The sequence below is a fragment of the Mycobacteroides immunogenum genome (assembly GCF_001605725.1).
Lineage (GTDB): Bacteria > Actinomycetota > Actinomycetes > Mycobacteriales > Mycobacteriaceae > Mycobacterium > Mycobacterium immunogenum.
In genome coordinates, this window is sequence record NZ_CP011530.1 from 1,651,088 (window position 1) to 1,675,390 (window position 24,303).

Genomic DNA, 24,303 nt, shown 5'->3' on the forward strand with positions numbered 1-24,303 from the left:
CTCGACGCAATTGGCGCACTGGCGCTCACACTCGGCGCGTGGTGATGCGGTGGCGTCTGTTAGAAAGTGCCTATGCCGGTTCCCGAATTCGTCGTTGAACTGCGTCGGCACATCGGGCACGCACCGCTGTGGCTGCCGGGCGTGACCGGTGTGGTCATCCGCGATGAGCAGGTGCTGTTGGTCAAGCGCGCCGACAATGGCGCCTGGACCGCGGTCACCGGAATCGTTGACCCGGGCGAGAATCCGGCGGACTGCGCTGTCAGGGAAGTGCTGGAAGAGACCGGCGTGCGGGCAGTACCCCTGCGGTTGGTGTGGGTGCACGTGAGCAGGCCGATCGTTCATGTCAACGGCGACCAGGCCCAGTACTTGGATCACGTGTTCCGGATGGACTGGGTCGCGGGATCGCCCTATGCCGCGGACGACGAGAATGATGCCGCGCAGTGGTTCGATATCGCGGCGATGCCGGATATGACTGCGGACATGCGCCGCCGGATCCAGCTCGCCGCCGATCCTGACAGTGCCGGAACAGTTTTCGAGGTCACCGAGCCGTCGGACTAGTGTGACGGGGCCGAACCGTGTGGAGTCTCAGGCATGCTGTTCGCCTTTGGTTCCGAGTGCGAGTCTGACGCGGAATTCGGGCCTGCTTTCCGCGCCACGCTCGCACTCGGTCGTTGGGGGCTACTCGGCGGTACTAGACGGAGATGTCGCGGCGCAGCTTGGCGACGTGGCCAGTGGCCTTCACGTTGTACTGCGCGACCTCGATGTTGCCCTTCTCATCGACCACGAAGGTGGATCGGATGACACCTTCGACGATCTTTCCGTACAGCTTCTTCTCTCCGAAGGCACCGTAGGCGGTCAGCGTGGTCTTGTCCGGGTCGGACAGCAGCGGAAAGTTCACCCCATCGCGTTCGCGGAACTTGGCCAGCTTCTCGGGCTTGTCCGGCGAGATGCCGATGACGTCGAGGCCTGCTTCGTTGAGCTGGGCGAGGCTGTCGCGGAAGTCGCAGGCCTGTTTGGTGCAGCCGGGCGTCATGGCTGCGGGATAGAAGTAGATGATCACCTTGCGACCCTTGTACGAGGACAGCGACACCTTCTTGCCATCGGCGTCGAGGAGAGTGAACGCGGGGGCCTTGTCGCCAACTTCGAGCCGCTTGGTTTCCGCCATGACCGGTGCCTTTCTGTTGACCCGTACAGTTGTTGCCCTAGGGTAGTTGCTTGAGTTTCAAACCGCGGACGTGGAGGAGTGCACGTGGCCAGGGATCCAGAGGCAATCAAGGCCGATATCGACAAGGCGCGCGACCAGCTCGCGGCTACCGTCGACACCCTGAGTGACCGCGCAAACCCGCAGCGTCTGGCGGAGGACGCCAAGGCTTCGGTGCTGGCGACACTGAACAAGCCGGCCGTCAAGTTCACCATTCTGGGCTTTGGCGCGGTGGTTGCCTTGCTGGTGGCCCGGAAGGTTGTCGGCAAGTTCCGCCGCGACTAGTCCTGCCGCGTGCGGTTCTAGAACTCGAAACGCAGAATACGGGCTGACCGTCTCATCGAGGGGCTGTAGCGCGCCAACCATGACGAGATCCGCAGCCAGGTCGGAAACAACTCCACCTCTGGTGCGTCCACCAGATTGAACTCTTCGACAAAGCGCAGCCGGGGATTCCACTGTTCGGGTGTGCGCGGATCGTTGTAGCCCTCGAAGCCCCGCACCTGGTTGACCTTCTTGAACATTTTCTGTGGGAACAGTTTTGAGATCCACACGCCCACCACCATGCGGCCGTAGTCATTGAATGCCAGCTGTCCGGTGGGGAAGTGGTCGGTGACGGCACGCATCGTCGCGATGATCTGTTCCTTGCTCAGGAAGGCGAAGAACCCGTCGGCGATCACCATCGCCGGACGATCCGACGGTATTCCGTCGATCCACGCTGGGTCGGTGATGGACATCCCGATGGTGTGCTCATTGGGCCCGGGGGGCATCACTTCGTCGCGCAGCCGAGCCATTCCGGGTAGATCGACGCTGTACCAGTCGACGGTGGCCGGTGGCTGGATGCGCCGGTATCCATCGTCAAGACCCGCCCCCAGATCGACTACCACCGCGTTCGGGTGCTCGGTGACAAAGGTGCGCACCCTGTCGTCGAGAAGCTTTGCGCGTAGCGATGATTGGCATACCACCGGGACGATCAGGCCGAGAGCGTCGAAGTCGTAGTCGATTCTTGCGACGGCGGCCACCGCGCCGGGATCCGGCAGGATCGGCCGTTGCCAACCGTCGTTGACGGCCCGTGCCTTCAGGGTGAGAAAGGCGGTTTCTTCCTCGGGGGTGATTCCGCTGGTGTTGATGCCCATGGACCGACTATACAAGCGTGTAGTCGATTGTCCAGATGTGTAAAATATGGCGATGGAGACCGTGGATCCCGACGACCTCACCGCCCGTGCCCGGATACGGGATGCGGCGCTGCGCGAGTTCGGCGAGAAGGGGTACGACGGCGCCACCATCCGGGGGATTGCCGCCCGCGCCGGAGTGTCTTCCGGGCTGCTGCGACATCACTTCGGGTCCAAGCACGAGCTGCGGGAAGCCTGCGACGAATACCTCGTCAAGACGATGCGCGCCATCAATGAGCAGGTGCGCTCGAACGTGGAACATGGTGACGTGCACTACGTCTCGGCGCGCATTCCCATCGGTCAGTATCAGGGGTACATCACGAGGGCATTGGTGGAAGGCTCTGCGGGGCAGCTCTTCGACGAGATGGTCGCGATGACCCAAGACTGGTTGGCCGCGGCTGATCAGCATCGGGTGGTTCCGGCCGAGGTGGATCTGAAATCGCGCGCCACCGTCATCACGGCCATGGCCTTGGCGGTCCCGCTACTTCAGCAACATGTTTCGCGTGGGCTGGGAGTGGACGTCGATTCGCCCGAAGGGGACCTGAAGATGGCCGCCACGCTGGTAGATGTGTATGCGAACCCGCTGCTGACTGCCGAGCAGGCAACATCGGCACAGGAAGATCTCGCGCGCAGAATGGGTAGCCATTCCTAATTCGGTAATATTCGCTGCATAACAGCACAATTGTGCTGTTACCTGGGTACTCTTTCCTTGTGCGAAGTTTCCTTGCACGGCCTAGATGCCCATGATTATCGTCGCTGGACTGCGGCTTGACGCGACCGTGGTGAAGGCGTCGGCGATGATGCTCTATGTCATCGGTTTCGCGTTCACGGTGTTTTTCGGCGTCGATGGCATGCGCCTTGCCGTGGTGTTGCTTGTCGGTATCTTGGCGACGATTTTGCATTACTGGCCGGAGCGCGAACGCTTCGATCGGCTCTCGATAGCGGTAGCGGTCGGCCTGATGATCGCGTTCACACTGGACGCGTGGTCGACGTGGATCATCGACCACACCGCGGCGCCCGATATCGGAATCGGTGTGGTGCGCCTGGTGGCGTGGCTGCTGTCGGTCGCCGGCATCCTGGCGTTTCCCCGGCGCCTCATCGACAGGGAAGCCGAGGACAGCTAGGCCCCGGTCCGTTCCAGCCGCGACGGCCTCGTCAACAGATAGGAGAGCACGCCCGCGGTGCGCGGTGAACGAGCCTGGGACCACCGGAACAACAGCCCGCGCAGCAGCGGCGCCGGCGACCACCAGAACCACGTGCCCAGCACACCTGCCGTAGCCGGAACCACGAACGTTCTGACGATCAGTGTGTCGATCATCAAACCCACACCGATGGTGGTGCCGGTCTGCTCGATGCTCAGCACGTCGCTGGACAGCATCGCGAACATGGTGATCCCGAAGACGATTCCGGCTGTTGTCACGACTCCACCCGTCCCGCCGAATGTGCGAATCATGCCGGTACGCAAGCTTGCTCCGTGTAGGAACACCTCCTCGCGCATGCGCATGGTGAACAGCAGGTTGTAGTCGGCGCCGACGGCGACCAGTGCGATCAGGGCGATGGAGGGCACGGCCCAGTGCAGGTCACGGCCCAGCAGGTGTTGCCAGATCAGCGTGGTGACACCGAGGGCCGATGCGTACGAGACGATCACCGTGCCAATCACCACTGCGGCCGCTACCGGGCTACGCAACATCACCAACACAATGAGGAAAACCAATGCCAGCGCCACCGCGGCCAGCAGCAGAAAGTCATCGTTCACATATCCGCGCAATTCGGCTGTGCCGGTTCCGAATCCGGTGAGGTTTACCGAGCTACCCGCCAGGGTGCCTTCCTTGGTGGCCTCGCTCACCGCGAGCAGGATCTGCGGCGACCGGTGCGCACCGTCGGCGCCGAACACCTTGCCGTCGCCGAACACCAGCATGCGAGTGGAACGGCCGTCCGGCCCGAAGTAGAGCCCGGCCGCACGCTGGAATCGCGGGTCCTGCCAAGCGCGTTGCGGCAGGTAGTAGCCGCCCTCGCCGCTGCTACGGAAATCCTCGCGCATGGCCCGTAGGTACTCGGTGAGCCCGGAAAACATGGCGCGGGTCTCGCCGACGGCCTTGGTGAGCTGATCGGTGACCGCGCTCAGCTGCGCGACGGTGGATCGCATGTTCTTCACCGAGTCCACGGCACCGGAGAACGACCTCTGCATGCCCTGCGCGCCGGCGCCGAACTTGTCGGTACTGGCGGTCAGCGCGGCCGTCGCCGCCACCACGGAATCCATGGGTTCGACCGCCTTGAGGACCAGTGAGCAGATGCCGTCGTTGGCGCAATTCGGGTTACCGTTGGTGAAGTTGCGTAATGGCTCCATGTACCCGGAGACCTGGGACACGTTGTCCTGCAGTGCTTTCATTCCGGAGTGCATATCGCCGATGCCGCCGTTGAGTTCGCCCAGTCCATGTACTCCGCCGGCCAGGCCCTGCTGCAGCTGGGCGATGGCGCCCGAGAACTGACTGAGTGTCGTCGATAGTTTGTCGACGGCCCCCAGCCGCTGGCTCATCTGCGCGGTGCCGTCATCCAGCTGGTCGGCGATGATTCCCGCTTGTTCGGTAAGGGCTGCTTGTTCGGGAATGGTGCCCGCGGGACGCGAGGCCGACTGCACCATGCGTATTCCGGGGATTTCCATGAGCTGTTTGGTCACTCGCTCGACGGCAATCACTCCGGCGGGGGTGCGTAGATCGTGGTCGGATTCGATCGAGACGATTTCCGGCAGTAGCCGGTTTGGCGGGAAATGCCTGTCCATCGCCTGATATCCGCGGTTGGCATGTGTGGAAAGTGGCTGGGCGGCAAGCTCGTCGAAGCCAAGACGCAGACCCGCCACCGGGAGGGCGCAGACGAGGAGAGCAAGTAGCGATCCCGCCAGTACCGGGCCGGGCCAGCGCGCCACCATGGCACCCACCCGGCGCCAGCGACGCCCCGGTTGGCTCGATCCCTGCTGCCGAGCACGTGGTTGGGCCAGGCCCCGGCGGCCCGCCAGCCCGATAAGCGCGGGTAACAACGTCAACGAGGCCACCATTCCGGTGAGTATCCCAATGGCACAAGGCAATCCCGCGCTGCGCAACATGCCCACCTGCGCGAAGAGTAGGCAGGACAGGGCGGCGGCAATTGTCAGCCCGGAGGCGGCGATGACGGGCGCCACTGACCGATTCGCGATGACGAGGGCCTGCTCGTGCTCGACTCCGGCGCGGCGCTGTTCGTGATAGCGCCCCAGCAGAAAGATGCCGTAGTCGGTCGCCGCGCCGAGAACCAGTGCGGCGAGCAGCGATACCGAGAAGATGGACACCTCGATGAGATCGCGTTCACCGAGGAACGCGACGATGGAGCGGGCTACCGCAAGCCCCAGGCCCACAGTCAGCAGTGGAATCGCCGCGGTGATGACCGACCTGTACACGACAAACAGCAGCACCGCGATGAGAACGACGGTGACAGCGGTGATCATCAGCATTTGAGTGTCGATGGCAGTGAGCTCGTCGGCGATGGTGGCGCCGGGCCCGGTGACCCAGGCGTGCATACCCGTGGGCGCTGGTTCATCGGCGACGATCTTGCGAACAGCGTTCAACGCGTCGTTGGCCTTGGCCGCCCCGAGCTCACCGTTGACCCGCAGCATGGTGTAGACGGCCTTGCCGTCTGGGCTGAGCGCACCCTCGGCGGTCAGCGGATCGGCCCACAGATCCATCGCGGAGTCCAGATGAGCGCTATCGGCGCGAAGTCTCGTCAGTAGCCGGTTGTGGTACTGATGTTCGACGGGTCCGAGCTTGTGGTCGCTTTCCAACACCAGGTAGTTGAGATTGTTGCCCGCTCCGTCCTGGAACTGCCTGCCCATGACCGCGCCGGCGGCGTTCACCGGTGCGTCGTGTGGCAGGAAGCCGCGAGCGTGGTTGTGTGCGGTGCTTTCCACCTGCGGCACAAGCAGATTGCCCGCCCCAGCGACAAGCATCCAGAGTCCGATGATCAGAACCGCATAGCGGCTGGAGAACCGTGCGATGGCATCCCACATACCTGCCGACGCTACGGAGAGGGCACAGTGGCGGCGTCGTGCTGTGGGCGAGACTTCTTCTCCTACCGTGGTATGACATACGGATCCGCGCCAAGCATGATGTGCGACGTTCTGGCCGCCTCTACGCTGGCGCTATGGATTGGTTCCGGGAGACTGCGTTGCGACGTCGTGCTCTGGTGCCGTACGAATTTCCGTGGGCGGTGCCGCTGGTGATGTACATCAGCACGTTGCTCATCGTGGGTTGTGCCGTGCTGCAGCGAGGTTTCACCCGTCCGTGGCTACTGGCCTTGGCGGCCCTGCTCGCGCTGACTCCGATCCTGTCGTTCATCGTCGCTGGGCGCAAGCTGAACGCGTTTTGGACCGTGGCGTTCGCGCTGGCGGGGGTCGGGCTGTTCCTTACCTGGCCTCCCAACGCCGTCGATGCCGCGCCTTTCCTGCTGATGTTCACGCTGGGGGAAGTGGGAGCCATCGCTTCGGTGCGCGCCGGTCTGATCGCGGTGGGCGCCTGTGTGGCGCTGCTCGTGGCGGCCGAACAGCTGAACCACCTAGGAACCTTCTCGCTCTACATGGTGTTCTTCGTGCTGTGCGGGTGGTTGATAGGGCGCATCATGCAGTTGCAACAACGTCTGCTCTTACAGGAACGCGCACAGCAGGTGCGCATGCTGGAACAGGCCGCCTCAGATGAACGCCGTCGAATCGCGCGGGAAATCCATGACGTGATAGCGCATTCCCTCTCGGTGACAATGCTTCACCTGACCGGCGCCAGGCGTGCGTTACAAGAGGACCATGATGTGGACGATGCCGTCGCGGGATTGTTGGATGCCGAACGTCTTGGACGACAGGCCATGTCGGACATCAGGGGCACGGTCGGGTTACTGAGTTCCGGCCCGGGCGGTGTCGAGCCGATGCGGCTGGCGCCCGAACCCGGCGTCACCGATATCCCGGATCTCATCGCTGATTTCACGGCGGCAGGAATGGCGGTGGAATCGCATATCTACGGCTCAGATGAGTCTGTCAGCGCTGGAGTGGGTTTGGCCTTGTACCGAGTGGCCCAGGAGTCTTTGGCCAACATCGCCAAGCATTCGCCGAGATCGTCTGCCGCGGTACTCCTTGATATCGACGGCTCGGTGGCAAGCCTGACGGTGAGCAACGATCTGGCCGCCGGATTGCCCCCGGATACCTGTTCCGGGGGTGGGCTCGCGGGCATGCGACAGCGCATTGAGATGCTCGGCGGGGAGTTCCGTGCGGGGAGAGCTGAGGACGGCTGGACCGTTTCGGCCAGCGTCCCATTGGAATCCAGTGGTACGCCGTGCCGTTCCCGGCGCAGGAAGGTGTTGTGGCGCCATGGCTGACACCGAGGTCGGCGTATTGTTGGTCGACGATCAGGAGCTGGTGCGGACCGGGCTGCGCAGGATTCTGCGCCGCAAGGACGGATTCGCGATTGTGGGGGAGTGCGCCGACGGCAGCGAGGTCGCCGCGGCGGTAAGCCAGGTGTGTCCCGATGTGGTGATCATGGACCTGCGGATGAAGAAGATGAGCGGTATCGACGCGATTCGGTTGTTACACGCCTCGCAGGGGCCGCCGGCATTGGCGCTCACTACATTTGACGATGATGAGCTGCTATCAGGCGCGCTGCGTGCCGGCGCCGCCGGGTTCATCCTGAAGGACTCGCCTGCGGAGGAACTGGTGCGTGCGGTACACGCGGTGGCGCGCGGTGAGGCATATCTGGATCCCGCGGTGACATCGCGAGTGCTCAACGCCTATCGGCGTGCGCCCGCCGCGGTATCGGGGGACGCCGAGGAGAAGCTGACCGCACGAGAATTGGATGTGTTGGCGCTCATCGCATCCGGAGCTACTAACGCTGAAATCGCCGAACAACTGGTGATTTCAGAGGTGACGGTCAAGAGCCATATCGGGCGCATCTTCGTCAAACTCGACCTACGGGATCGGGCCGCAGCCATTGTGTACGCCTATGACCACGGCATTGTGACTCCCAAATAGGGCTACAGCAGGTCCTTTTCGCGAATGTTCTCCAGCGCCTCGTGTATCTGCTCCAGCTCACGGCGCAGATAGTCGCGGGTGGCGACTTCGCCCACCGCGAGCCGCAGCGCCGCCAGCTCCCGAGCCAGGTATTCCGTATCGGCCTTGGTTTGTTCGGCGCGCCTGCGATCTTCTTCCAGCGACACTCGGTCGCGGTTTTCCTGCCGGTTCTGGGCCAGCAGGATCAGCGGCGCAGCGTAGGCGGCCTGTGTGGAGAAGGCCAGGTTGAGCAGGATGAACGGATACGGATCCCATTCCAGCCCAACCGCAAACAGATTCAGGGCGATCCACACTACGACGAATATCGTCTGGATCGCCAGGTAACGTCCGGTGCCCAGGAAGCGGGCGATGTTTTCACTTACCCGGCCGACTGCCTCGACGTCGAGACCGAGAGACAGTCGGCGCGACGTGCGCGGGGTATCGAGCCGTTGTCGCGCTGAAGCCTCACTCACCGGCGGTCACCTCCCGCGACGGACTCGGGCTCTTCGGCGCGCCAGCCATCGGGCATCAGGTGATCCAGCACGTCATCCACGGTGACGGCACCGAGCAAGTGGTCCTCCCTGTCAATCACGGGGCCGCACACCAGGTTGTACGCGGCGAAGTAGCGGGTCACCTCGGCCAATGGGGCTTCGGCATCAAGATAGGGCAGGTCGGTGTCGAGGATGCCGCCGACCATCGCGTAGGGGGGCTCGCGCAGCAGCCGCTGCAGATGCACGCATCCGAGGTAGCGGCCGGTGGGCGTCGCCGTGGGCGGCCGGACCACGAAAACCAGCGAGGAAAGTGCCGGTGTCAGGTCTGGATCGCGCACGCGGGCAAGGGCTTCGGCGACGGTGGTATTGGGGCTCAGGATCACCGGCTCCGGTGTCATCATGCCACCGGCGGTGTTGGGGGAGTGGGTGAGCAGTCGGCGGACAGGCTCGGAATCCTCCGGGTCCATCAGCGCCAGCAGTGATTCGGCTTCTGCCGGGGGGAGCTCGCCGAGTAGGTCGGCGGCGTCGTCGGGGTCCATGGCCTCCAGCACATCCGCGGCCCGTTCGTCTTTCAGTTTGGTCAGCACCTCGGCCTGGTCGTCTTCGGGAAGCTCCTGAAGGATGTCGGCCAGCCGCTCGTCGTCGAAGGCGCCAAGTACCTCATCGCGCCGTTTGGCGGGCAGCTCACGGATGGCATCGGCCACCTCGACCGGCCGCATACCCTCGAATTGAAGCATGAGCTGGGCCACGCCCTGACCGGGCAGATTGAGGCTCGACGGCGTCAAGCCCTGGATGTGGCTCCAGTCCGTCACCTGCACACCGGTGCGCCGTCCCAGCCGCCGGGGGCTGCGTACCGCGACACGGGTCACCACCCAATCCCGGGTGCGGGTCTGTTCCAGGCCCAGGTCCACCACGGTGAGATCGACTCCGTGGAACTGGTCGAGTTCGGGATCGTCGGTACGCACGGTGGTGTCGAGGACCTGTCCCAGGACCAGTGCCTCGCTGGGGCGCTGTTCGAAGCGGCGCAGTGAGACATTGCCGGTGTTCAGCGTCACCGACCCGGGCTCGATGGCGGTGACCCGCAGCATCGGCACGAAGATTCTTCGGCGCGTGAGCATTTCGACGACAAGGCCGATCACGCGCGGTTGTTTTCGCGCGACGCCCATGCCGATCACGACATCGCGCACCCGTCCGATCGACTCGCCGTCCGGGCCGAGAACGACCAGGCCCGAGAGCCTGGCTGCGAACACCTTGCTCACTGCGGCCATGACAGCAAGATTAGGGGGTGATCCGCTCTGGCCGTTCGCCGGTGTCGAGAGTTGGCTGCTTAGGGGCCGATTCCGCCGTACATCAGGGCGATGACGGCGGCTGAGAATCGTTCGGTGTCCTGCACCTCACCGCCCCGTGAGGCGTGCAGTCCGTTGGCGAGGATCATCCCGGTCACCGCCCGCGCTGTGTACTCGGTATCGAGATCGGCGCGTAGATAACCCTTTTCGACCCCGTGTCGCAGATAGGCCTCGGTGAGGTGATCACTCGTGGAGAGCATGCCGAATACCCGCTCGCGGAGCTCGCTGTCGACCGACCCGGCCTCCAGCAGCAGCAGCGGTAGGTGCGGGTTATCCCTGAACAGGTGCGCCAGCGCGGCGCCGATCCGGACGGACTGTTGCCGATATTGCTCGATGTCGTCGGCAAGGCCGGCGGCGTTTTCTGCCCCGATCGCTTCAAAGATCTGACCGGTGACGTCATCGATGACATGCTCGATGATGTCCCGCTTGCTCTTGAAGTACCGGTAGAAGGTCCCGTGGCCGATCCCGATTCGTCCGGCGATGTCCGCGACACCCGTGGCGTGATAGCCCTGCTCGGCGAAGCAGGCGAAGGCGGCGTCCAGAATCTCCTGTCGCATCTCGAGCTTTTTGCGCTCGACACGGCTGAGCGTGGGGGAACTAGCCGGACTTGTCGACATGATTCGCGATCCTACCGACCTTGACACCTCTCAAGAATGACATATCATTCCGAAACTGACACGCCATTCCGTTCTGTTGGAGGTAGATGTGAGTCGTTATCCGAAGATTGAGCTGGCCGGCGCGGTGGTCGTCATCACCGGCGGAGCCAGGGGAATCGGCGCGGCGACCGCGCGCCTCTTCGCCGAGAAGGGTGCCGATGTCTGGATTGGCGATGTCGATGACGTGGTGGCCAAAGAGACCGCGGACCGCATTCCGCGGGCACAGGCCGGCGTGCTCGACGTGACCAAGCCCGAATCCTGGACGGCGTTTCTCGAGCGGGTGCGTGCCGAAGCGGGACCCGTCGACATCCTGATCAACAACGCCGGCGTGATGCCGCTCGGCGGATTCGTCGAAGAGAACGAGCGCACCACCGACTTGATCCTCGACGTGAACGTGCGCGGTCCGCTCAACGGCGCGCGGGCCGCGCTGCCGGCGATGGTGGCCCGCGGGCGTGGGCACGTCGTCAACGTGGCCTCGATGGCGGGCAAATTGGCGGTGCCCGGCATGGTCACCTACAACGCCTCCAAATTCGGTGCCGTTGGGTTGTCGTTGGCGCTGCGCAAGGAGTACGGCAACAGTGGCGTCAGCATCAGCTGCGTGTTGCCGAGCGCGGTCCGCACCGAGCTGGCCTCGGGGGCGCCCCTGGGCAAGGGCATGCCTACCGTCGACCCCGAGGATGTGGCCGCCGCCATCGTGCGCAGCGTCGACACCCGCCGCGCCCAGATTTCGGTGCCGGGCTGGCTCGCATTCGGGTGGGGACTGGTGGATCTGTTCGTGCCCGAACCGGTTGAGCGGCTTGCCCGCCGGCTCATCGACGACCGTCGTGCCCTGACGTCGCTCGACCTGAACGCGCGCGGCGCCTACATCGAACGCATCGAGCGTCAAAGCAAGGAGCATCAGAAATGAGCGCTACGCGCGATCCCAAGGTCATCGTCGTCGGTGCGGGCATGGCAGGAATTGCTGTGGGGCACAAACTCAAAGACGCCGGCTTCCACGATTTCACCATTCTGGAGAAGGGTGAGGACGTCGGCGGCGTCTGGTACTGGAATCGCTACCCGGGGCTGACCTGTGACGTGCCGTCACAGGCTTACCAATACCCATTCGCGCCCCGGACCGACTGGCCCCGCCTCTTCGCCACCGGTCCCGAGATTCAGGCATACCACCGCAAGGTGGCGGAGGACCTGGGCGTGATGTCACACATCCGGTGCGGGCAGGAAGTCACGGCGGCGGAGTTCACCGGTTCGGGCTGGCGCGTGACCACCGCGGCGGGCGAGACCCTGAACTGTGATTTCCTGATCGCGGCCACCGGGGTGCTGCATCATCCGAACATTCCCGATATTCCCGGGCTCGACAGTTTCCAGGGGGACGTCGTGCACACCGCACGCTGGGACGATTCGGTGCGGTTGGAGGGCAAGCGCGTCGCCGCCATTGGGACGGGCTCCACTGGTGTGCAGGTGGTTTCGGCGATGCAGCCCGTCGTTGAGCAGGTGACGTCATTCATCCGGACACCGCAGTGGGTGCTGTGGGCGCCGATGTCGATGCGGCAGCCGAAGTTCGTCGGCAAGGTGCTGGCGGCCCTGCCCACCGAACGCGTCGTGCGGTTGAGCGCGCTGGCGGGGACCGACGCTCTGGTGAACATCGTGACCCGGCCCAGCTGGGGGCGGCGTCTGGTGCAGCAGTACGCACGCGCGTGCCTGCACCTGATCCGCGACAAGGAACTGCGTCAAAAGCTCACCCCGGACTACGAGCCGCTGTGTAAGCGGCAGGTGCTGTCCGGATCGTTCCACCGTGCTGTGCAGAAGCCGAATGTCGAGATTGTCACCGACCGCATCGACAGAGTCACCCCGGCCGGAGTTGTGACGGTAGACGGTATCGAACGCGATTTTGACGTGATTGTGCTGGCCACCGGATTTCAGGCGCACAACTACATGCGCCCCATGAATCTGGTTGGCAAGGATGGGTATTCGATAGACGAGGCATGGGAGAAGGGGCCCAGGGCCTACCGGATGACTGCGATCCCCGGCTTCCCGAACTTCTTCACCGTGCTCGGACCCAATTCACCCACCGGGTCTATCTGGCTTCAGCACACGGCCGAACGTACCGCCGAGTACATCATCAGCTGGCTTCATCGCTTCGCCCGCGGCGAGATCACCACCGTTGAGGTGAGTCGCGAGGCCACTGATGAATTCAATGACCAAGCGCGTGAAGCGATGAAGCCGACCGTGTGGGCCACCGGGTGCAACTCCTGGTACCTCACCGAGGACGGTTCGGTTGACTTGTGGCCGTTCGACCGCAAGACCATGGAGCACATGCTCGCTTCTCCCGAGGAGAGCCACTACATCGTGCGGTGACGCGTGTTAGCGCAGGTTGAACGTCGCCGGATCGGGGCCGATGCGGCCGTCGGCGGCGTCGAGCGCGGTGATGCGCTCCACCTCGTCGGTGCCGAGTTCGAAGCCGAACACATCGAAGTTGGCGGCGATTCGTGCCGGTGTCACCGACTTGGGGATCACCACGTTGCCCAGCTGCAGGTGCCAACGCAGAATCACCTGTGCCGCGGTCACGTTGTGTGCCAGGGCGATGGCGCCGATGGTCGCATCCTCCAAGATCGTGCCCTGCCCCAGCGGCGACCATGCTTCGGTGGCGATGCCATATTCGGCGTGGAATGCCCGCAGTTCGGGTTGGGTGAATCGCGGGTGCAGCTCGATCTGGTTGAGGGCGGGCACCTCTCCGGTCTCGTCGATGACGCGCTTGAGGTTGTCCACAGTGAAGTTGCTGACGCCGATGGACTTGGCGCGCCCGTCGGCCTGGATCCGCTGTAGAGCCTTGAAGCTCGCGACGTACTCATCGAGCTCGGGCACGGGCCAATGGATGAGGTACAGGTCCACGTAGTCGGTACCCAGCCGCTCCAGGGAGGCGTCAAAGGCCCGCAGCGCATTGTCGTAGCCCTGGTCGGCGTTCCACAGTTTGGTCGTTAGGAAGACATCGCCGCGTGGAATTCCCGACTCCGCGATGGCGCGGCCGGTGCCTTCCTCGTTCTCGTACACCTTGGCGGTGTCTATCGACCGATACCCGACCTGCAGTGCGGTCGCGACGGCGGCCTGGGCGCCATCGCTGGGTACCTGCCATACGCCGAAGCCGAGCTGCGGAATCGCCGATCCGGAGTTGAGCGTCACATTCGGAACTATCTGGGGAACTGTCACGGTCAACCCAACACGAGGGGCCGCCGAGTATTCCCGCACAGGTGGGCTAAGTGACTCTCTGCACCTTGCGCGGGCGCGGAAACGTTCACCACCAGGTGTCTTCGGGCGGCGGCGGATGGTTTCGATCTGCGCGCCACACGCCCACCGCGATTGCGGCAAGAACCGACCAGACAGCGACCGCAACGATGGCAGCCATGATTGTCACCCCCCGGTGCGAAATTCTATGGCTCGCGGAGAGTGCGCACAAAACGCGAGACCTGCTGCCTCTTTCGGGCGGATCGATTGCACGAGACGCGGATTGGGCCCCCCGCTGCGTGCTGCGCCGGCGTCTTGCCGGATCCTGGAATGCTAGTGGGACTGCGTTTGGGTGAACCCCGCGTCGTCGCCTGCCTGTCCCATGAGGGTGGTGTATCCGTGTTGCACCGTGGTTCCGTCATCGGTGGTGATCACGTTCTTGGTGGTGACGATGTCGGCGCCGAATGCGGTGCGAATGTCGTGCATGTGGACTTCGCAATGCAGGACATCCCCGGTGACTATGGGGTGCAGCATGGTGAATTGCTGATCCACCTGCGCGATTTTCTTGTCGTTGATGACGATGCCGCAGTGCTGCAAAAACCACTTCTGGGCGGTGTACCCCAGGATGCACAGGAATGTCGGCGGTACCACGAGCTCGCCGTATCCCAGGGCGTTGGCCGCGGGCAGGCTGTGGTGTGCCGGGTGAAGGTTCTGGATAGCGAGGGATAGTTCGCGGATCTTCTCGCGTCCGACCACGTACGTAGCGGGGTACCGGTGATGAGTGCCGATCAGATCAGGAGAGATGGGCATGGCCCTAATGTAAACGGGCGTTGACTTGTGGTCTGGCACAGGGTTGCCTAAATTGTGCGCGCCGTCGCCGCCGGGGTGGCCGGACATGCCTGCGCCGTCTACATGAACTCGATGTACTTGCGTGACATGGCCATAGCGCCACTCGCCAAAGCATTAGGCCGGTGTAGGGGGGACTTGTTGTCCCGCCTACACCGGCCTATGTTGTGCGCCGTCAGGGGCTCGAACCCCGGACCCGCTGATTAAGAGTCAGCTGCTCTACCAACTGAGCTAACGGCGCGTGAACGTGCGTGGAAGACCTTAGCAGCCTCAGTGCCCGTAACGAAAATTGTAATCCCGGCGATAGCCCGGTCGCGTTGGTTGAGGTCGTCGAGGATCCTCGCGAACCCGTACAATCGTGGCTGATTTTCCTGCATCAAGATTCAAAGGGAGCAAAGTATGACCCAGGGTCGTCCACGCCTGATGGTTGGCGCGCGTCGGCGATGGGCCAGCACACTTGCTCTTCCTATGCTGGCAATGGCTGTACTGGCCGGATGCGCCGACGCCACACCGCAGGAACCGTCGAAAGTCATTGATAAGGCAACGCCTTACGCCGATCTGTTGGTGCCGAAGCTGGCGATGTCGGTTAAGGACGGAGCCGTTGGTGTCCCGGTCGACGCGCCGGTGACAGTGACTGCCGGCGAGGGCGTGTTGGGCAGCGTCTCCATGGTCAACTCCGATGGCAAAGAGATCGCCGGCGAGATCGGACCCGACGGCGTCACCTGGACGACTACCGAGCCGTTGGGTTACGACAAGCAGTACACGATCACGGCCGATGCACGGGGTCTCGGCGGCGTGGCTCGGGGCAACGCGACCTTCCGCACGCAGTCACCGGACAACATGACCATGCCGTACGTCGTGCCGGGCGACGGCGAGGTTGTCGGCATCGGTCAAACGGTGGCCATCCGGTTCGACGAGAACATTCCGAATCGTGCCGCGGCCGAGAAGGCCATCAAGATCACCACCAACCCGCCGGTCGAGGGTGCCTTCTATTGGCTGAACAACCGCGAAGTGCGTTGGCGCCCCGAGTCGTTCTGGGATTCCGGCACATCTGTCGATGTCAAGGTCAACACCTACGGCGTCAACCTCGGCGACGGTGTCTTCGGCCAGGACAATGTGGCTTCCCATTTCACGATCGGTGACGCGGTGATCAGCCGTGTGGATGACACCAACAAGGTTCTCAATATCGAGCGCAACGGCGAGATCATCAAGACCATGCCGACGTCGATGGGTAAGGACAAGGCGCCCACCAACAACGGCACGTACATCATTGGTGAGCGGTTCAAGGATCTGATCATGGACTCGTCGACTTACGGTGTCGCGGTCAACTCGCCCGATGGCTACCGCACCAAGGTGCAGTACGCCACCCAGATGTCCTACAGCGGGATTTACGTGCACGCGGCGCCGTGGTCTGTTGGTGCGCAGGGGCGTACCAACACCAGCCATGGCTGTCTGAACGTCAGCACCGCGAACGCAAAGTGGTTCTACGAGAACACCAAACGCGGTGATGTGGTCATCGTCTCGCATACCGTCGGGCCGGTTTTGCCGGGCACCGAGGGGTTGGGGGACTGGAACATTCCGTGGGCGCAGTGGAAGGCTGGAAACGCGCGCCAGCAGTAACGGCGTCTGCTCGCGCGCGGCCGGCTAGCCCTCGATCACCTTCTGGTCGATAACCCGCTTGGACGGCACCATGATGATCGACTTGGAGTTATCGCGATCGCGGTAGGCCGACTCCAGGATCGACGGGATGCTCTCGAGCTTGCCATGCACGCTCATCAGCTGCTCCAGGATTGAGATACGCTGCTGGCCAACCTCTTCCACCGATCGGCGGGCCTGATCCAGTCGGCGTTCGATCTGTTCGTCGGCCAGCCGCAGGCGGCGGTCTGCCTCGTCCTTGGCGTCGGCAAGGCGCTTTTCGCACTCGGCCTGGGTGCCACGCCGTTGCTCATCAACGACCGCCTGGGTGTCGGTGCGCAGCTTGGTCAGCTCTTCGTCCAATTCCGTCTCGGCCTTCTCGCGCCGTTTGGCTTCGGCGGCGCGCAGTCGCTCGGATTCGCTAACCGCCTGAGCGACAATCTGATTGGCTTCCTCACGGGCCCGCGCCATCACCTCGGTGTATTCGGTTTCCAGCGCACTCTGCCGCGCCGCCATGTCGGCGAGCATCTCCTTGTGCTTGGTGCGCATGGCTTCGGCGTCGGCCTTGGCGGAGGCGACCAGGGCGGCGGATTCGGTGCGCGCCTCGCTTTGCATCTCGGAGACCTCGTCGACCGCGATACGGAGCATCTTGGCCATGCGGTCGGTCATCGCGTGAGCGGAGGGGGAGGTGTCGCTGAGGGTGGAAACCTCGTCCTTGAGTGAGCCGATCTGCTTGGTCGCGTCTTCGAGCCGGCTCTTGAGCGTCTCGACATCGTTCAGCCCCGATTGGTGCATGATCGTCAATCGGCTGATGTACTCGTTGACCTCAATCGGGTCGTACCCGTTACGGGTCCGAGTGAAGTTCCGGGTGGACTCATTGGTGGTGGTCGCGGTCACGGGTACCCCTTGGGAACAGGTATGGAAGTAGAGATGGGCGTTAGCCCGCGAAGAGTATGACACGCGTTACCAGTTCTCGTATAGCGGTGTTGGTAAATAGTGGAGCGCACTGTAACCAGATTTGCAGCGCTAGATACGCCTGGTCACGGCGTCTATTTTCTGATTGTTACTGCCGTCGATTCGGCGACAGCATGCCCGTAGGAGGTTCGCCACTGTCGCGGCCGAATGTCATATATGTTTGCTATCGCTTCGCGGGGGCATCACTGTGGGCGTACTGATCTTGTGATGCCTGGTTTGCCGTGGATGGGATTTTGGAACGTATGGCCTACATGTGCGGTTTCCTGAAATCGATCTTGATTGCGCAACTTCAAGTAGCGATGGCGCGAACTACCCGGTCGCGGTATGGGGTATCTGGTCGGCCCGTGTCGCGGCGATGTCGCGGATCAGCAGGAAGAACGGGACCGCGGTGCCCGCTCCGACACCGAAGGTCACCAGAACTGAAGCCACCCACCAGCGCAGGATGCCGAGTTTTCGAGCTTCGGCAAAAGACCAGGCCTGGAACGCGGTGCCCATGAGGTAGGTGTCCGAGTAGATGAATCGGATTGCCGGCAGCGGTGCCTTGCTCGGTGGTCTGAAGAAGTCCACGGCAGCCTTTCTCGGGCCGTGCTTCGCGACGTACGGCCATGCGATGGAGTTCTGTACGACGAAGGCGGCCAATGTGGTCGCAAGCAAGATGGTGCGGTTTCTGTCTGATCTCGGCGCGGATGGGTCGGCTCTCATGGCGTGGAGTGTCTCCTGAGCAGGCCCCTGTTTTCAGCGGTTTGCCTACCGAAGTACTTGTGGCACGTGGGAAATCGGGTGGATAGTCCTTTGCGGCGGGATTTATAGTCCCGTTTCGTGGACGCTAAGACCAATGCCTATGCCAGGAGAGTCGCAGCAGAGATGGCATCGGTGTTCGGTGCACAGCTGGTCGGTGTCTACCTCCACGGTTCGGCGGTGCTGGGCGGATTTGACCCGCGGCGAAGCGATGTGGACATCGTGGTGGTCTGCGAGAACGTGATGACGGCAGTCCAGCAGTCCGCAGTCGCCGAGCGACTGAGGGCGCAGCACCTGCCCTGTCCGGCTGCCGGGCTGGAGTTGAGCATCGTGACCCTCGCGGCCGCCGGGCGTCCCTCAGTGCAACCGTTGTTCGAATTGCACATCACCACGGCGCCGACCGACAGCAAGGTCATCGATGGCCATGGTCACCCCGGAGACCCCGACCTGATCTTGCACTTTGCGGTCTGTCGTCAGGCTGGACGGCTGGTAGGTCCCGGCCGTGCGGCAGCGGAGGTCTTCGCCCCCATTGGCAGGGACATGGTGGCCGCCCAGTTGGTGGCCGAAGTGCGCTGGGGTGCTGGGCATGCGCCCGCGGAATACGCTGTGCTCAACGCCTGCCGTGCTTGGCAATTCGCGATGGACGGTGTGCTGGTATCCAAGGTCGACGGTGGACAGTGGGCACTGGAAAGGATGGCAGGTGTAGACCGCGAACTGATCCGCGCGGCACTGGATCGTCAGAGATGTCTCACCGGAGCCGATCTCGACTCACTGGCTGTGGCGCGCTTTGTGCGCCGCGTCCTCGGCCAGATCGCCGACCCAATCCGCACGGAGTAGTTGATATTCGACCTCGCCGTGTTCACTGCCGGGAAGGGGGTCGTCAAAGTGTGGATGAAAGGTCCGCACTTGCGTGAGGCCGGCTTTGGCCATTACGCGGCGGGAGGCAAGGTTGATCGCCATCGTCTGTGCCCATACGCGTTCGGTGCCGAGGTCGGTGAATCCCTTACGGATGAGTGCTCGCGCTGCTTCGGTGGCGTATCCCTGGCCCCAGGCGTGTGCCGCGAAGCGGTAGCCGAGCTCCACCTCGACGGCGCCACCACGCTGGGGCGGCTGAATCGCTGCCCAGCCCACAAAGGCCGCGGTGGAACGCTCGATAGCGGCGAACCGCCCCGCCGGGCTGAGTTGGTAGTCGTGCAGGATCTTGGGCAGCACCTCGTGCTCGATCTCGGCTCGTGGGGTGGGCTCACCGGTCAGGAATTGCATCACCGTGGGATCGCTATCCAGCCACACCAGGTCGTCGAGGTCGGCGTCGGTGAACCGGCGTAGCAGTAGTCGCTCGGTCTCGACAAATACATCCACCGGTCATCCTTCCCGATAGATCCAGCAGCGGATAACGTCAGCGGCCATCCTGTCCGGGCGGTGTCACCGAGTCCAATGCTTTTTGACGGGGAATCCAGAAAACGAACATCGCCCCACCCGATACTTGCGGGTGGGGCGATGTTCTTGGTGGGGTGGCTGACGGGACTCGAACCCGCGACAGCCAGGATCACAACCTGGTGCTCTACCAACTGAACTACAGCCACCATTGCCGCGCGGAGCGGCGTGAAAGATCTTAACCGGTGATGGTGCCTTAGGCCGAATCGGCGTCCGGCGCGTTGTCCAGGTTCGCCACAATCGCGACAAGGTCACTGGTAGAAGGCCCGGGGTCGGGCACGAAGGCCGCCCGACGGTAGTAACGCAGCTCGCGGATCGACTCCTTGATATCGGCGAGCGCGCGGTGCGCCAGCCCCTTGTCGGGCTGGCCGAAGTAGATCCGTGGGTACCAGCGGCGGCACAGCTCCTTGATGGAGCTGACGTCGATCATGCGGTAGTGCAGGAAGCCGTCGAGTTCGGGCATATCGCGTGCGATGAACCCGCGGTCGGTGGCGATGGAGTTTCCGGCCAGGGGAGCGGTCTTGGCGGAAGGTACATGCTGCCGGATGTAGTCGAGTACCAGGGCCTCGGCCTCCTGCAGGGTGACCACCGACTTGCGGACCTCTTGGGTGAGCCCGGACTTGGCGTGCATATCGGCGACCACCCGTGGCATCGCCGCCAGGGCGTCATCATCGGCGTGAATGACGACGTCAACACCCTCGCCGAGGATGTTGAGGTCGCCGTCGGTAACAAGGGCTGCGATCTCGATCAGTTTGTCGGAGCCGAGGTCGAGCCCCGTCATCTCGCAGTCGATCCAGACCAGTTCATCGCGTGGAGCACTCACAGTCTGACCACAGTAGCGGTCGGAGCTGCCGGTGACGCCGAGATGACATCCACGAAGGGGGTGTTTCGTGTTTTGTGTGCGCAGATGTCATCTCGGCGATGAGCCGATAGGGTCGTTGCCATGGCCGAGCCGACCACCGCGGGAACCACCCCCGCACAGCAGATCGCCGCTGGATATGCCACTACCGGGCAAGCGCTGGAATTGGGGACTGTCCTCGTTGACGGCACCGTCGATCCCGCCGCGCGAATCCGCATTCCGCTGGCGACCCTGAACCGTCACGGACTGATTGCCGGCGCCACCGGTACCGGCAAGACCAAGACCCTCCAGGTCATCGCGGAGCAGCTCAGTGCGGCGGGAGTCCCCGTCGTCATGGCCGACGTCAAGGGCGACCTCTCGGGTATCTCCAAGCCCGGCGAGGCCAACGAGAAGACCGCCGCCCGCGCCAAGGACACCGGCGACGACTGGGCGCCCACGGGCTTCCCGGTGGAGTTCATGTCGCTGGGCACCACTGGGATCGGGGTCCCGATCCGCGCCACCATCCACAGCTTTGGGCCCATCTTGCTGTCAAAGGTGTTGGGGCTCAACGCTACTCAGGAATCAACTCTCGGCCTGATCTTCCATTGGGCGGATCAGCAGGACCTGGCGCTGCTGGACCTGAAGGATCTGCGTGCGGTTATTACCCACCTCACCAGCGATGAGGGTAAGGCCGACCTGAAGTCGCTCGGTGGTGTGTCGGCCGCGACGGCGGGTGTCATCCTGCGCGCCCTGGTGAACCTGGAGGCCGATGGCGGCAACACCTTCTTCGGCGAGCCCGAGATCGAGCCCGCGGACCTGATGCGCACCGTGGGCGGCCGCGGCATCATCACACTGTTGGAGTTGGGCGCCCAGGCGGCACGGCCGGCGTTGTTCTCCACGTTCCTGATGTGGATTCTGGCCGACTTGTTCACTGTGTTGCCCGAGGTTGGTGACGTCGATAAGCCCAAGCTCATCTTCATCTTCGATGAGGCGCATCTGCTGTTCACCGATGCCTCCAAGGCCTTCCTGGAACAGGTCGAACAGACGGTCAAACTCATCCGTTCCAAGGGTGTCGGTGTTTTCTTCTGCACCCAGCTGCCCACCGATATCCCCAACAACGTGCTGTCGCAGCTCGGTGCCCGAATCCAGCACGCGTTGCGGGCGTTCACTCCCGATGATCAGAAGGCGCTCACCAAGACGGTGCGTACCTACCCCAAAACGAGTGTCTACGATCTGGAGAAGGCGCTGACCTCGCTCGGTATCGGAGAGGCAGTGGTCACGGTGCTTTCCGAGCTGGGCGCGCCGACCCCGGTGGCGTGGACCCGGCTGCGGGCCCCGCGCTCACTGATGGGGGCCATCGGCGACGAAGCGATCAAGGGCGCGGCCGGCGCCAGCTCGCTGCAAGCGAAGTACGGACAGACTGTCGACTCGCGATCGGCGTACGAGATCCTGCAGGAACGGGCGGCGCAGGCGCCCCCGGCAGAGGCGTCCGCCGATCAGGTTCCGGCACGGAAGGGCGCCAAGCCCGCACCCGAAAAGCCCAGCTGGTGGCGGCGCCTGCTCAGTAACAGGAGCTTTCAAAGCTTCCTCAGCGCGCTGGGCAAGCAGCTCATCCGCAATATGGGTAAGAAGTAAGGGCCGCCGAGCAGATCGTTGACTGTGCGTCCTTGGGCGGATTGCCGCGACAGACCGCGCGTAATCGCCGCCGAGACCTAGGCGTCCTCCGCCTCTGACCGGCTGCTTGGGAGACAAAGCCTTCGGGCACCATGCGCGGTGCGGCCAGCGGCGACAGCGTCTCCGGAGCGGGGTGGGTTGCGTACGTTGATCGCCTGATGTTTCGGCGATGTGTTCAACGGCATATCCCAATATGTAGCCGCGTCCAGCTGAACGATCGCTGAGAGCTTTGTGAGGTGGGCTCTGCAGCTGTCTTTGCCTCAGGGGCATCTTGAAGGCGAAGGCCGAATCTCGGACTCGGTTGGTGTTCATTGGGCGCACTCGACTATCGAATATTAGTGCGGGGCAGCATGTTTAACACGAAAAGCCTCTGTTGATCATCGCCGGCGTAAGGCTGGGCTCGAGTCGTTCTCAGGTCACTCTCAGCGGCATGTCTGCACTATTCGGCTATGGAGACGATAGCTGGGTCGGCACACGGCGGCGCAATCCGTGAACGCTGCGATGAGACGGCTGGAATTCCGATGGTTAAGCAGTGGTTGGTCTTAGCCGGTGTCACCGCTGCGCTTACCGCACTTTTTCTGCGTGTACAACTTCCAGCCGCACCTCTACTCGCTGGCACGGTCTCTGCCGCCGTGCTGGCATTGTTGTCACGGGGACCGCGGGTACTGCCCTCCAGTACGATTCAAGCGGCACAGTGCATCCTCGGCGTGTACTTGGTGACACTGGTGCGCCGCGACCAGCTAGTGGACGTATTCCCGCAGTTGCCCTGGATAATCGGGGGCGCTGTACTGACGCTGTTGATATCTGCTGTCGGCGGAGTTGTTTTACATCGTGTGCATCGTGTGGGTAGGCCAACGGCGATTTTGGCGAGCATCGCGGGCGGATCAACCAGCGTGACGACACTGGCCAAGGATGTCGGCGGAGATGCCAGCATCGTGGCGTCGCTGCAGTATCTAAGGGTCATAGTCGTAACCCTCAGTCTTCCTGCGGTTGTTTATGTTCTGTCGTCGGGGACCAGCGCTGATCTTGGCTTGCTGTCGGACGTCAACGAAACTTCCCTGAACTTCGGCGACTTTGCGCTACTGGCCGGCGTCGCGGGTGCTGGGTATGTGCTGGGCAGGGCAGTCCGTCTACCATCTGCGGCATTGTTAGGGCCGATGATTTTGGGCCTAGCTCTGGAAATCGCAGGTGTGGTTCCAGAGTTCCAGCTTCCCGGATACGTGGCGGTCCTCGCGTTCGTAGTGATCGGTTGGCAAGCAGGGGTCAAATTCACTGTCGATACCGTAAGGAAGATCGCGGCGATGCTGCCGACGGCTACCGTGCTGGTCGGTGTGCTTGTGGTGGTGTCCTGCGTAATCGGTTGGCTATTGGCAAGACTGAACGGCTGGACGATATTGGACGGATACCTGGCGATGTCGCCGGGTGGGATTTATGCCGCCACCGAAACTTCTGCGAACTACCAAGGCGACGTAGCGACAGTCGCGGTCGCGCAGGTCACCCGAATCTTCATGATCACACTGCTCACGCCGCTCGTCGCCGCGCTGCTGCCACGGCTTGGCAACCGCAGGAAATGCGCCCTGGCGGCGCGAGCCTGACGATAGGGGTCAAGCGCTACCCAGTTATCCGGGTATGGGGGCGCATCGCGTGCTGCGGCACCTCGCGTGATGTATTGCGGGGCTGCAGGTTCGGAACCAGACGGCGTTGTCGTTTTTAGCCACCTGCGGTTGCCGACAGGGGTTCGGCGATCTGCTGCGCCAGGACCGTCGTGTTGCGCCACGTCGGACATGTGAATCGGGAATCCAGCGATAGTCAAGCAGCATTCGGCTTGCGCCCACCACTGCCATACTAAGGATGGGACGTTAACCCTGACGGGTTCCAGGCGGCCAGTGATCGAAGTCGGCTGTGCCGCAGAATTGGTCGTCGTCCGGCGTGTGAAGGGCCGAAATCGACGTGCCGTGGCACTGTGGCGGAAGGCGGCCGCGAAATCTGGCCGAATCCAGCGCGGTGGTCACCCGAGATATCTCGAAATGTT

24 protein-coding genes and 2 tRNA genes are annotated in these 24,303 nt (G+C 63.2%); 12 read left to right on the forward strand and 14 right to left on the reverse strand.

Annotated elements, in window-relative coordinates; translation table 11 throughout:
• Positions 1 to 72 precede the first annotated feature (72 nt).
• Complete coding sequence (locus ABG82_RS08155) at positions 73 to 558, forward strand: NUDIX hydrolase (RefSeq protein ID WP_043076032.1); 486 nt, start codon at positions 73 to 75, stop codon at positions 556 to 558.
• 133 nt (positions 559 to 691) lie between these two features.
• On the opposite strand, the gene bcp is transcribed toward ABG82_RS08155, so the two are convergent.
• On the reverse strand, positions 692 to 1,165 hold the full coding sequence (gene bcp / locus ABG82_RS08160) for a thioredoxin-dependent thiol peroxidase (protein WP_043076031.1): 474 nt from the start codon (positions 1,163 to 1,165) through the stop codon (positions 692 to 694).
• Between the two features lie 84 nt (positions 1,166 to 1,249).
• Between bcp and ABG82_RS08165 the strand changes: the two genes are divergently transcribed.
• Positions 1,250 to 1,486, forward strand: a complete 237-nt coding sequence (locus ABG82_RS08165; protein ID WP_043076125.1) for a DUF3618 domain-containing protein — start codon at positions 1,250 to 1,252, stop codon at positions 1,484 to 1,486.
• Between the two features lie 17 nt (positions 1,487 to 1,503).
• On the opposite strand, the gene ABG82_RS08170 is transcribed toward ABG82_RS08165, so the two are convergent.
• Positions 1,504 to 2,334 (reverse strand): class I SAM-dependent methyltransferase, encoded by an 831-nt coding sequence (locus ABG82_RS08170; protein WP_043076030.1) that lies wholly within the window; start codon positions 2,332 to 2,334, stop codon positions 1,504 to 1,506.
• 52 nt (positions 2,335 to 2,386) lie between these two features.
• On the opposite strand from ABG82_RS08170, the gene ABG82_RS08175 reads away from it, so the two are divergent.
• Both ABG82_RS08175 and ABG82_RS08180 read left to right on the forward strand, forming a co-directional pair.
• Complete coding sequence (locus ABG82_RS08175; protein WP_043076124.1) at positions 2,387 to 3,022, forward strand: TetR/AcrR family transcriptional regulator; 636 nt, start codon at positions 2,387 to 2,389, stop codon at positions 3,020 to 3,022.
• A 91-nt stretch (positions 3,023 to 3,113) separates the two neighbouring features.
• Positions 3,114 to 3,494: a hypothetical protein gene (locus tag ABG82_RS08180; RefSeq protein WP_043076123.1), complete on the forward strand. Its 381-nt coding sequence runs from the start codon at positions 3,114 to 3,116 to the stop codon at positions 3,492 to 3,494.
• Here the strand turns inward: ABG82_RS08180 and ABG82_RS08185 are convergent.
• A complete protein-coding gene (locus ABG82_RS08185) occupies positions 3,491 to 6,403 on the reverse strand; it encodes an MMPL/RND family transporter (protein WP_043076029.1) in 2,913 nt (970 codons plus the stop codon). The genes ABG82_RS08180 and ABG82_RS08185 overlap by 4 nt on opposite strands.
• Before the next feature lie 134 nt (positions 6,404 to 6,537).
• Between ABG82_RS08185 and ABG82_RS08190 the strand changes: the two genes are divergently transcribed.
• Positions 6,538 to 7,755 (forward strand): sensor histidine kinase, encoded by a 1,218-nt coding sequence (locus tag ABG82_RS08190; protein WP_043076028.1) that lies wholly within the window; start codon positions 6,538 to 6,540, stop codon positions 7,753 to 7,755.
• Positions 7,748 to 8,404, forward strand: a complete 657-nt coding sequence (locus tag ABG82_RS08195) for a response regulator (RefSeq protein WP_043076027.1) — start codon at positions 7,748 to 7,750, stop codon at positions 8,402 to 8,404. The genes ABG82_RS08190 and ABG82_RS08195 overlap by 8 nt, the downstream gene beginning before the upstream one ends.
• A gap of 2 nt (positions 8,405 to 8,406) precedes the next feature.
• On the opposite strand, the gene ABG82_RS08200 is transcribed toward ABG82_RS08195, so the two are convergent.
• The 3 genes from ABG82_RS08200 to ABG82_RS08210 are packed head-to-tail and all read right to left on the reverse strand — an operon-like array spanning position 8,407 to position 10,876.
• The gene (locus tag ABG82_RS08200; RefSeq protein ID WP_043076026.1) at positions 8,407 to 8,895 is read right to left on the reverse strand and encodes a DUF1003 domain-containing protein; all 489 of its coding nucleotides are present in this window, start codon (positions 8,893 to 8,895) and stop codon (positions 8,407 to 8,409) included.
• Positions 8,892 to 10,181, reverse strand: coding sequence for a magnesium transporter MgtE N-terminal domain-containing protein (locus ABG82_RS08205; RefSeq protein ID WP_043076025.1), 1,290 nt, complete (start codon positions 10,179 to 10,181; stop codon positions 8,892 to 8,894). The genes ABG82_RS08200 and ABG82_RS08205 overlap by 4 nt, the downstream gene beginning before the upstream one ends.
• A gap of 59 nt (positions 10,182 to 10,240) precedes the next feature.
• Positions 10,241 to 10,876 (reverse strand): TetR/AcrR family transcriptional regulator, encoded by a 636-nt coding sequence (locus ABG82_RS08210; RefSeq protein WP_043076024.1) that lies wholly within the window; start codon positions 10,874 to 10,876, stop codon positions 10,241 to 10,243.
• 88 nt (positions 10,877 to 10,964) lie between these two features.
• Between ABG82_RS08210 and ABG82_RS08215 the strand changes: the two genes are divergently transcribed.
• Together ABG82_RS08215 and ABG82_RS08220 are read left to right on the forward strand one after the other, a co-directional pair.
• Positions 10,965 to 11,822, forward strand: coding sequence for an SDR family oxidoreductase (locus ABG82_RS08215; RefSeq protein WP_043076023.1), 858 nt, complete (start codon positions 10,965 to 10,967; stop codon positions 11,820 to 11,822).
• Positions 11,819 to 13,267, forward strand: a complete 1,449-nt coding sequence (locus ABG82_RS08220; RefSeq protein WP_043076022.1) for a flavin-containing monooxygenase — start codon at positions 11,819 to 11,821, stop codon at positions 13,265 to 13,267. Before ABG82_RS08215 ends, ABG82_RS08220 begins: the two co-directional genes overlap by 4 nt.
• A gap of 6 nt (positions 13,268 to 13,273) precedes the next feature.
• On the opposite strand, the gene ABG82_RS08225 is transcribed toward ABG82_RS08220, so the two are convergent.
• The 3 genes from ABG82_RS08225 to ABG82_RS08235 form a co-directional block, all read right to left on the reverse strand.
• Positions 13,274 to 14,089 carry an aldo/keto reductase gene (locus tag ABG82_RS08225; protein ID WP_078343558.1) on the reverse strand — a complete coding sequence of 272 codons (816 nt, stop codon included), beginning with the start codon at positions 14,087 to 14,089 and terminating at the stop codon, positions 13,274 to 13,276.
• 375 nt (positions 14,090 to 14,464) lie between these two features.
• The gene (locus ABG82_RS08230; RefSeq protein WP_043076020.1) at positions 14,465 to 14,941 is read right to left on the reverse strand and encodes an FAS1-like dehydratase domain-containing protein; all 477 of its coding nucleotides are present in this window, start codon (positions 14,939 to 14,941) and stop codon (positions 14,465 to 14,467) included.
• 204 nt (positions 14,942 to 15,145) lie between these two features.
• A tRNA-Lys gene (locus ABG82_RS08235) sits at positions 15,146 to 15,218 on the reverse strand.
• A gap of 158 nt (positions 15,219 to 15,376) precedes the next feature.
• Here ABG82_RS08235 and ABG82_RS08240 point away from each other — a divergent pair.
• Positions 15,377 to 16,597 (forward strand): L,D-transpeptidase, encoded by a 1,221-nt coding sequence (locus ABG82_RS08240; protein ID WP_078343559.1) that lies wholly within the window; start codon positions 15,377 to 15,379, stop codon positions 16,595 to 16,597.
• Positions 16,598 to 16,621: 24 nt separating this feature from the next.
• Here ABG82_RS08240 and ABG82_RS08245 read toward each other — a convergent pair whose 3' ends face one another.
• Positions 16,622 to 17,509, reverse strand: a complete 888-nt coding sequence (locus ABG82_RS08245) for a DivIVA domain-containing protein (RefSeq protein ID WP_043076019.1) — start codon at positions 17,507 to 17,509, stop codon at positions 16,622 to 16,624.
• A gap of 387 nt (positions 17,510 to 17,896) precedes the next feature.
• Positions 17,897 to 18,289 (reverse strand): DUF2834 domain-containing protein, encoded by a 393-nt coding sequence (locus ABG82_RS08250; protein ID WP_043076018.1) that lies wholly within the window; start codon positions 18,287 to 18,289, stop codon positions 17,897 to 17,899.
• 117 nt (positions 18,290 to 18,406) lie between these two features.
• On the opposite strand from ABG82_RS08250, the gene ABG82_RS08255 reads away from it, so the two are divergent.
• The gene (locus tag ABG82_RS08255) at positions 18,407 to 19,162 is read left to right on the forward strand and encodes an aminoglycoside adenylyltransferase domain-containing protein (RefSeq protein WP_131676225.1); all 756 of its coding nucleotides are present in this window, start codon (positions 18,407 to 18,409) and stop codon (positions 19,160 to 19,162) included.
• Here ABG82_RS08255 and ABG82_RS08260 read toward each other — a convergent pair.
• The 3 genes from ABG82_RS08260 to orn form a co-directional block, all read right to left on the reverse strand.
• A complete protein-coding gene (locus tag ABG82_RS08260) occupies positions 19,094 to 19,684 on the reverse strand; it encodes a GNAT family N-acetyltransferase (RefSeq protein WP_043076016.1) in 591 nt (196 codons plus the stop codon). The genes ABG82_RS08255 and ABG82_RS08260 overlap by 69 nt on opposite strands.
• 148 nt (positions 19,685 to 19,832) lie before the next feature.
• A tRNA-His gene (locus tag ABG82_RS08265) sits at positions 19,833 to 19,908 on the reverse strand.
• Between the two features lie 47 nt (positions 19,909 to 19,955).
• Positions 19,956 to 20,582 carry an oligoribonuclease gene (gene orn, locus ABG82_RS08270; protein ID WP_078343560.1) on the reverse strand — a complete coding sequence of 209 codons (627 nt, stop codon included), beginning with the start codon at positions 20,580 to 20,582 and terminating at the stop codon, positions 19,956 to 19,958.
• 120 nt (positions 20,583 to 20,702) lie between these two features.
• Between orn and ABG82_RS08275 the strand changes: the two genes are divergently transcribed.
• Complete coding sequence (locus ABG82_RS08275) at positions 20,703 to 22,232, forward strand: helicase HerA-like domain-containing protein (protein ID WP_043076015.1); 1,530 nt, start codon at positions 20,703 to 20,705, stop codon at positions 22,230 to 22,232.
• A gap of 488 nt (positions 22,233 to 22,720) precedes the next feature.
• Entirely contained in the window at positions 22,721 to 23,866 is a 1,146-nt protein-coding gene (locus ABG82_RS08280; RefSeq protein ID WP_043076014.1) for an AbrB family transcriptional regulator, read from the forward strand.
• The last annotated feature ends 437 nt before the right edge of the window (positions 23,867 to 24,303 follow it).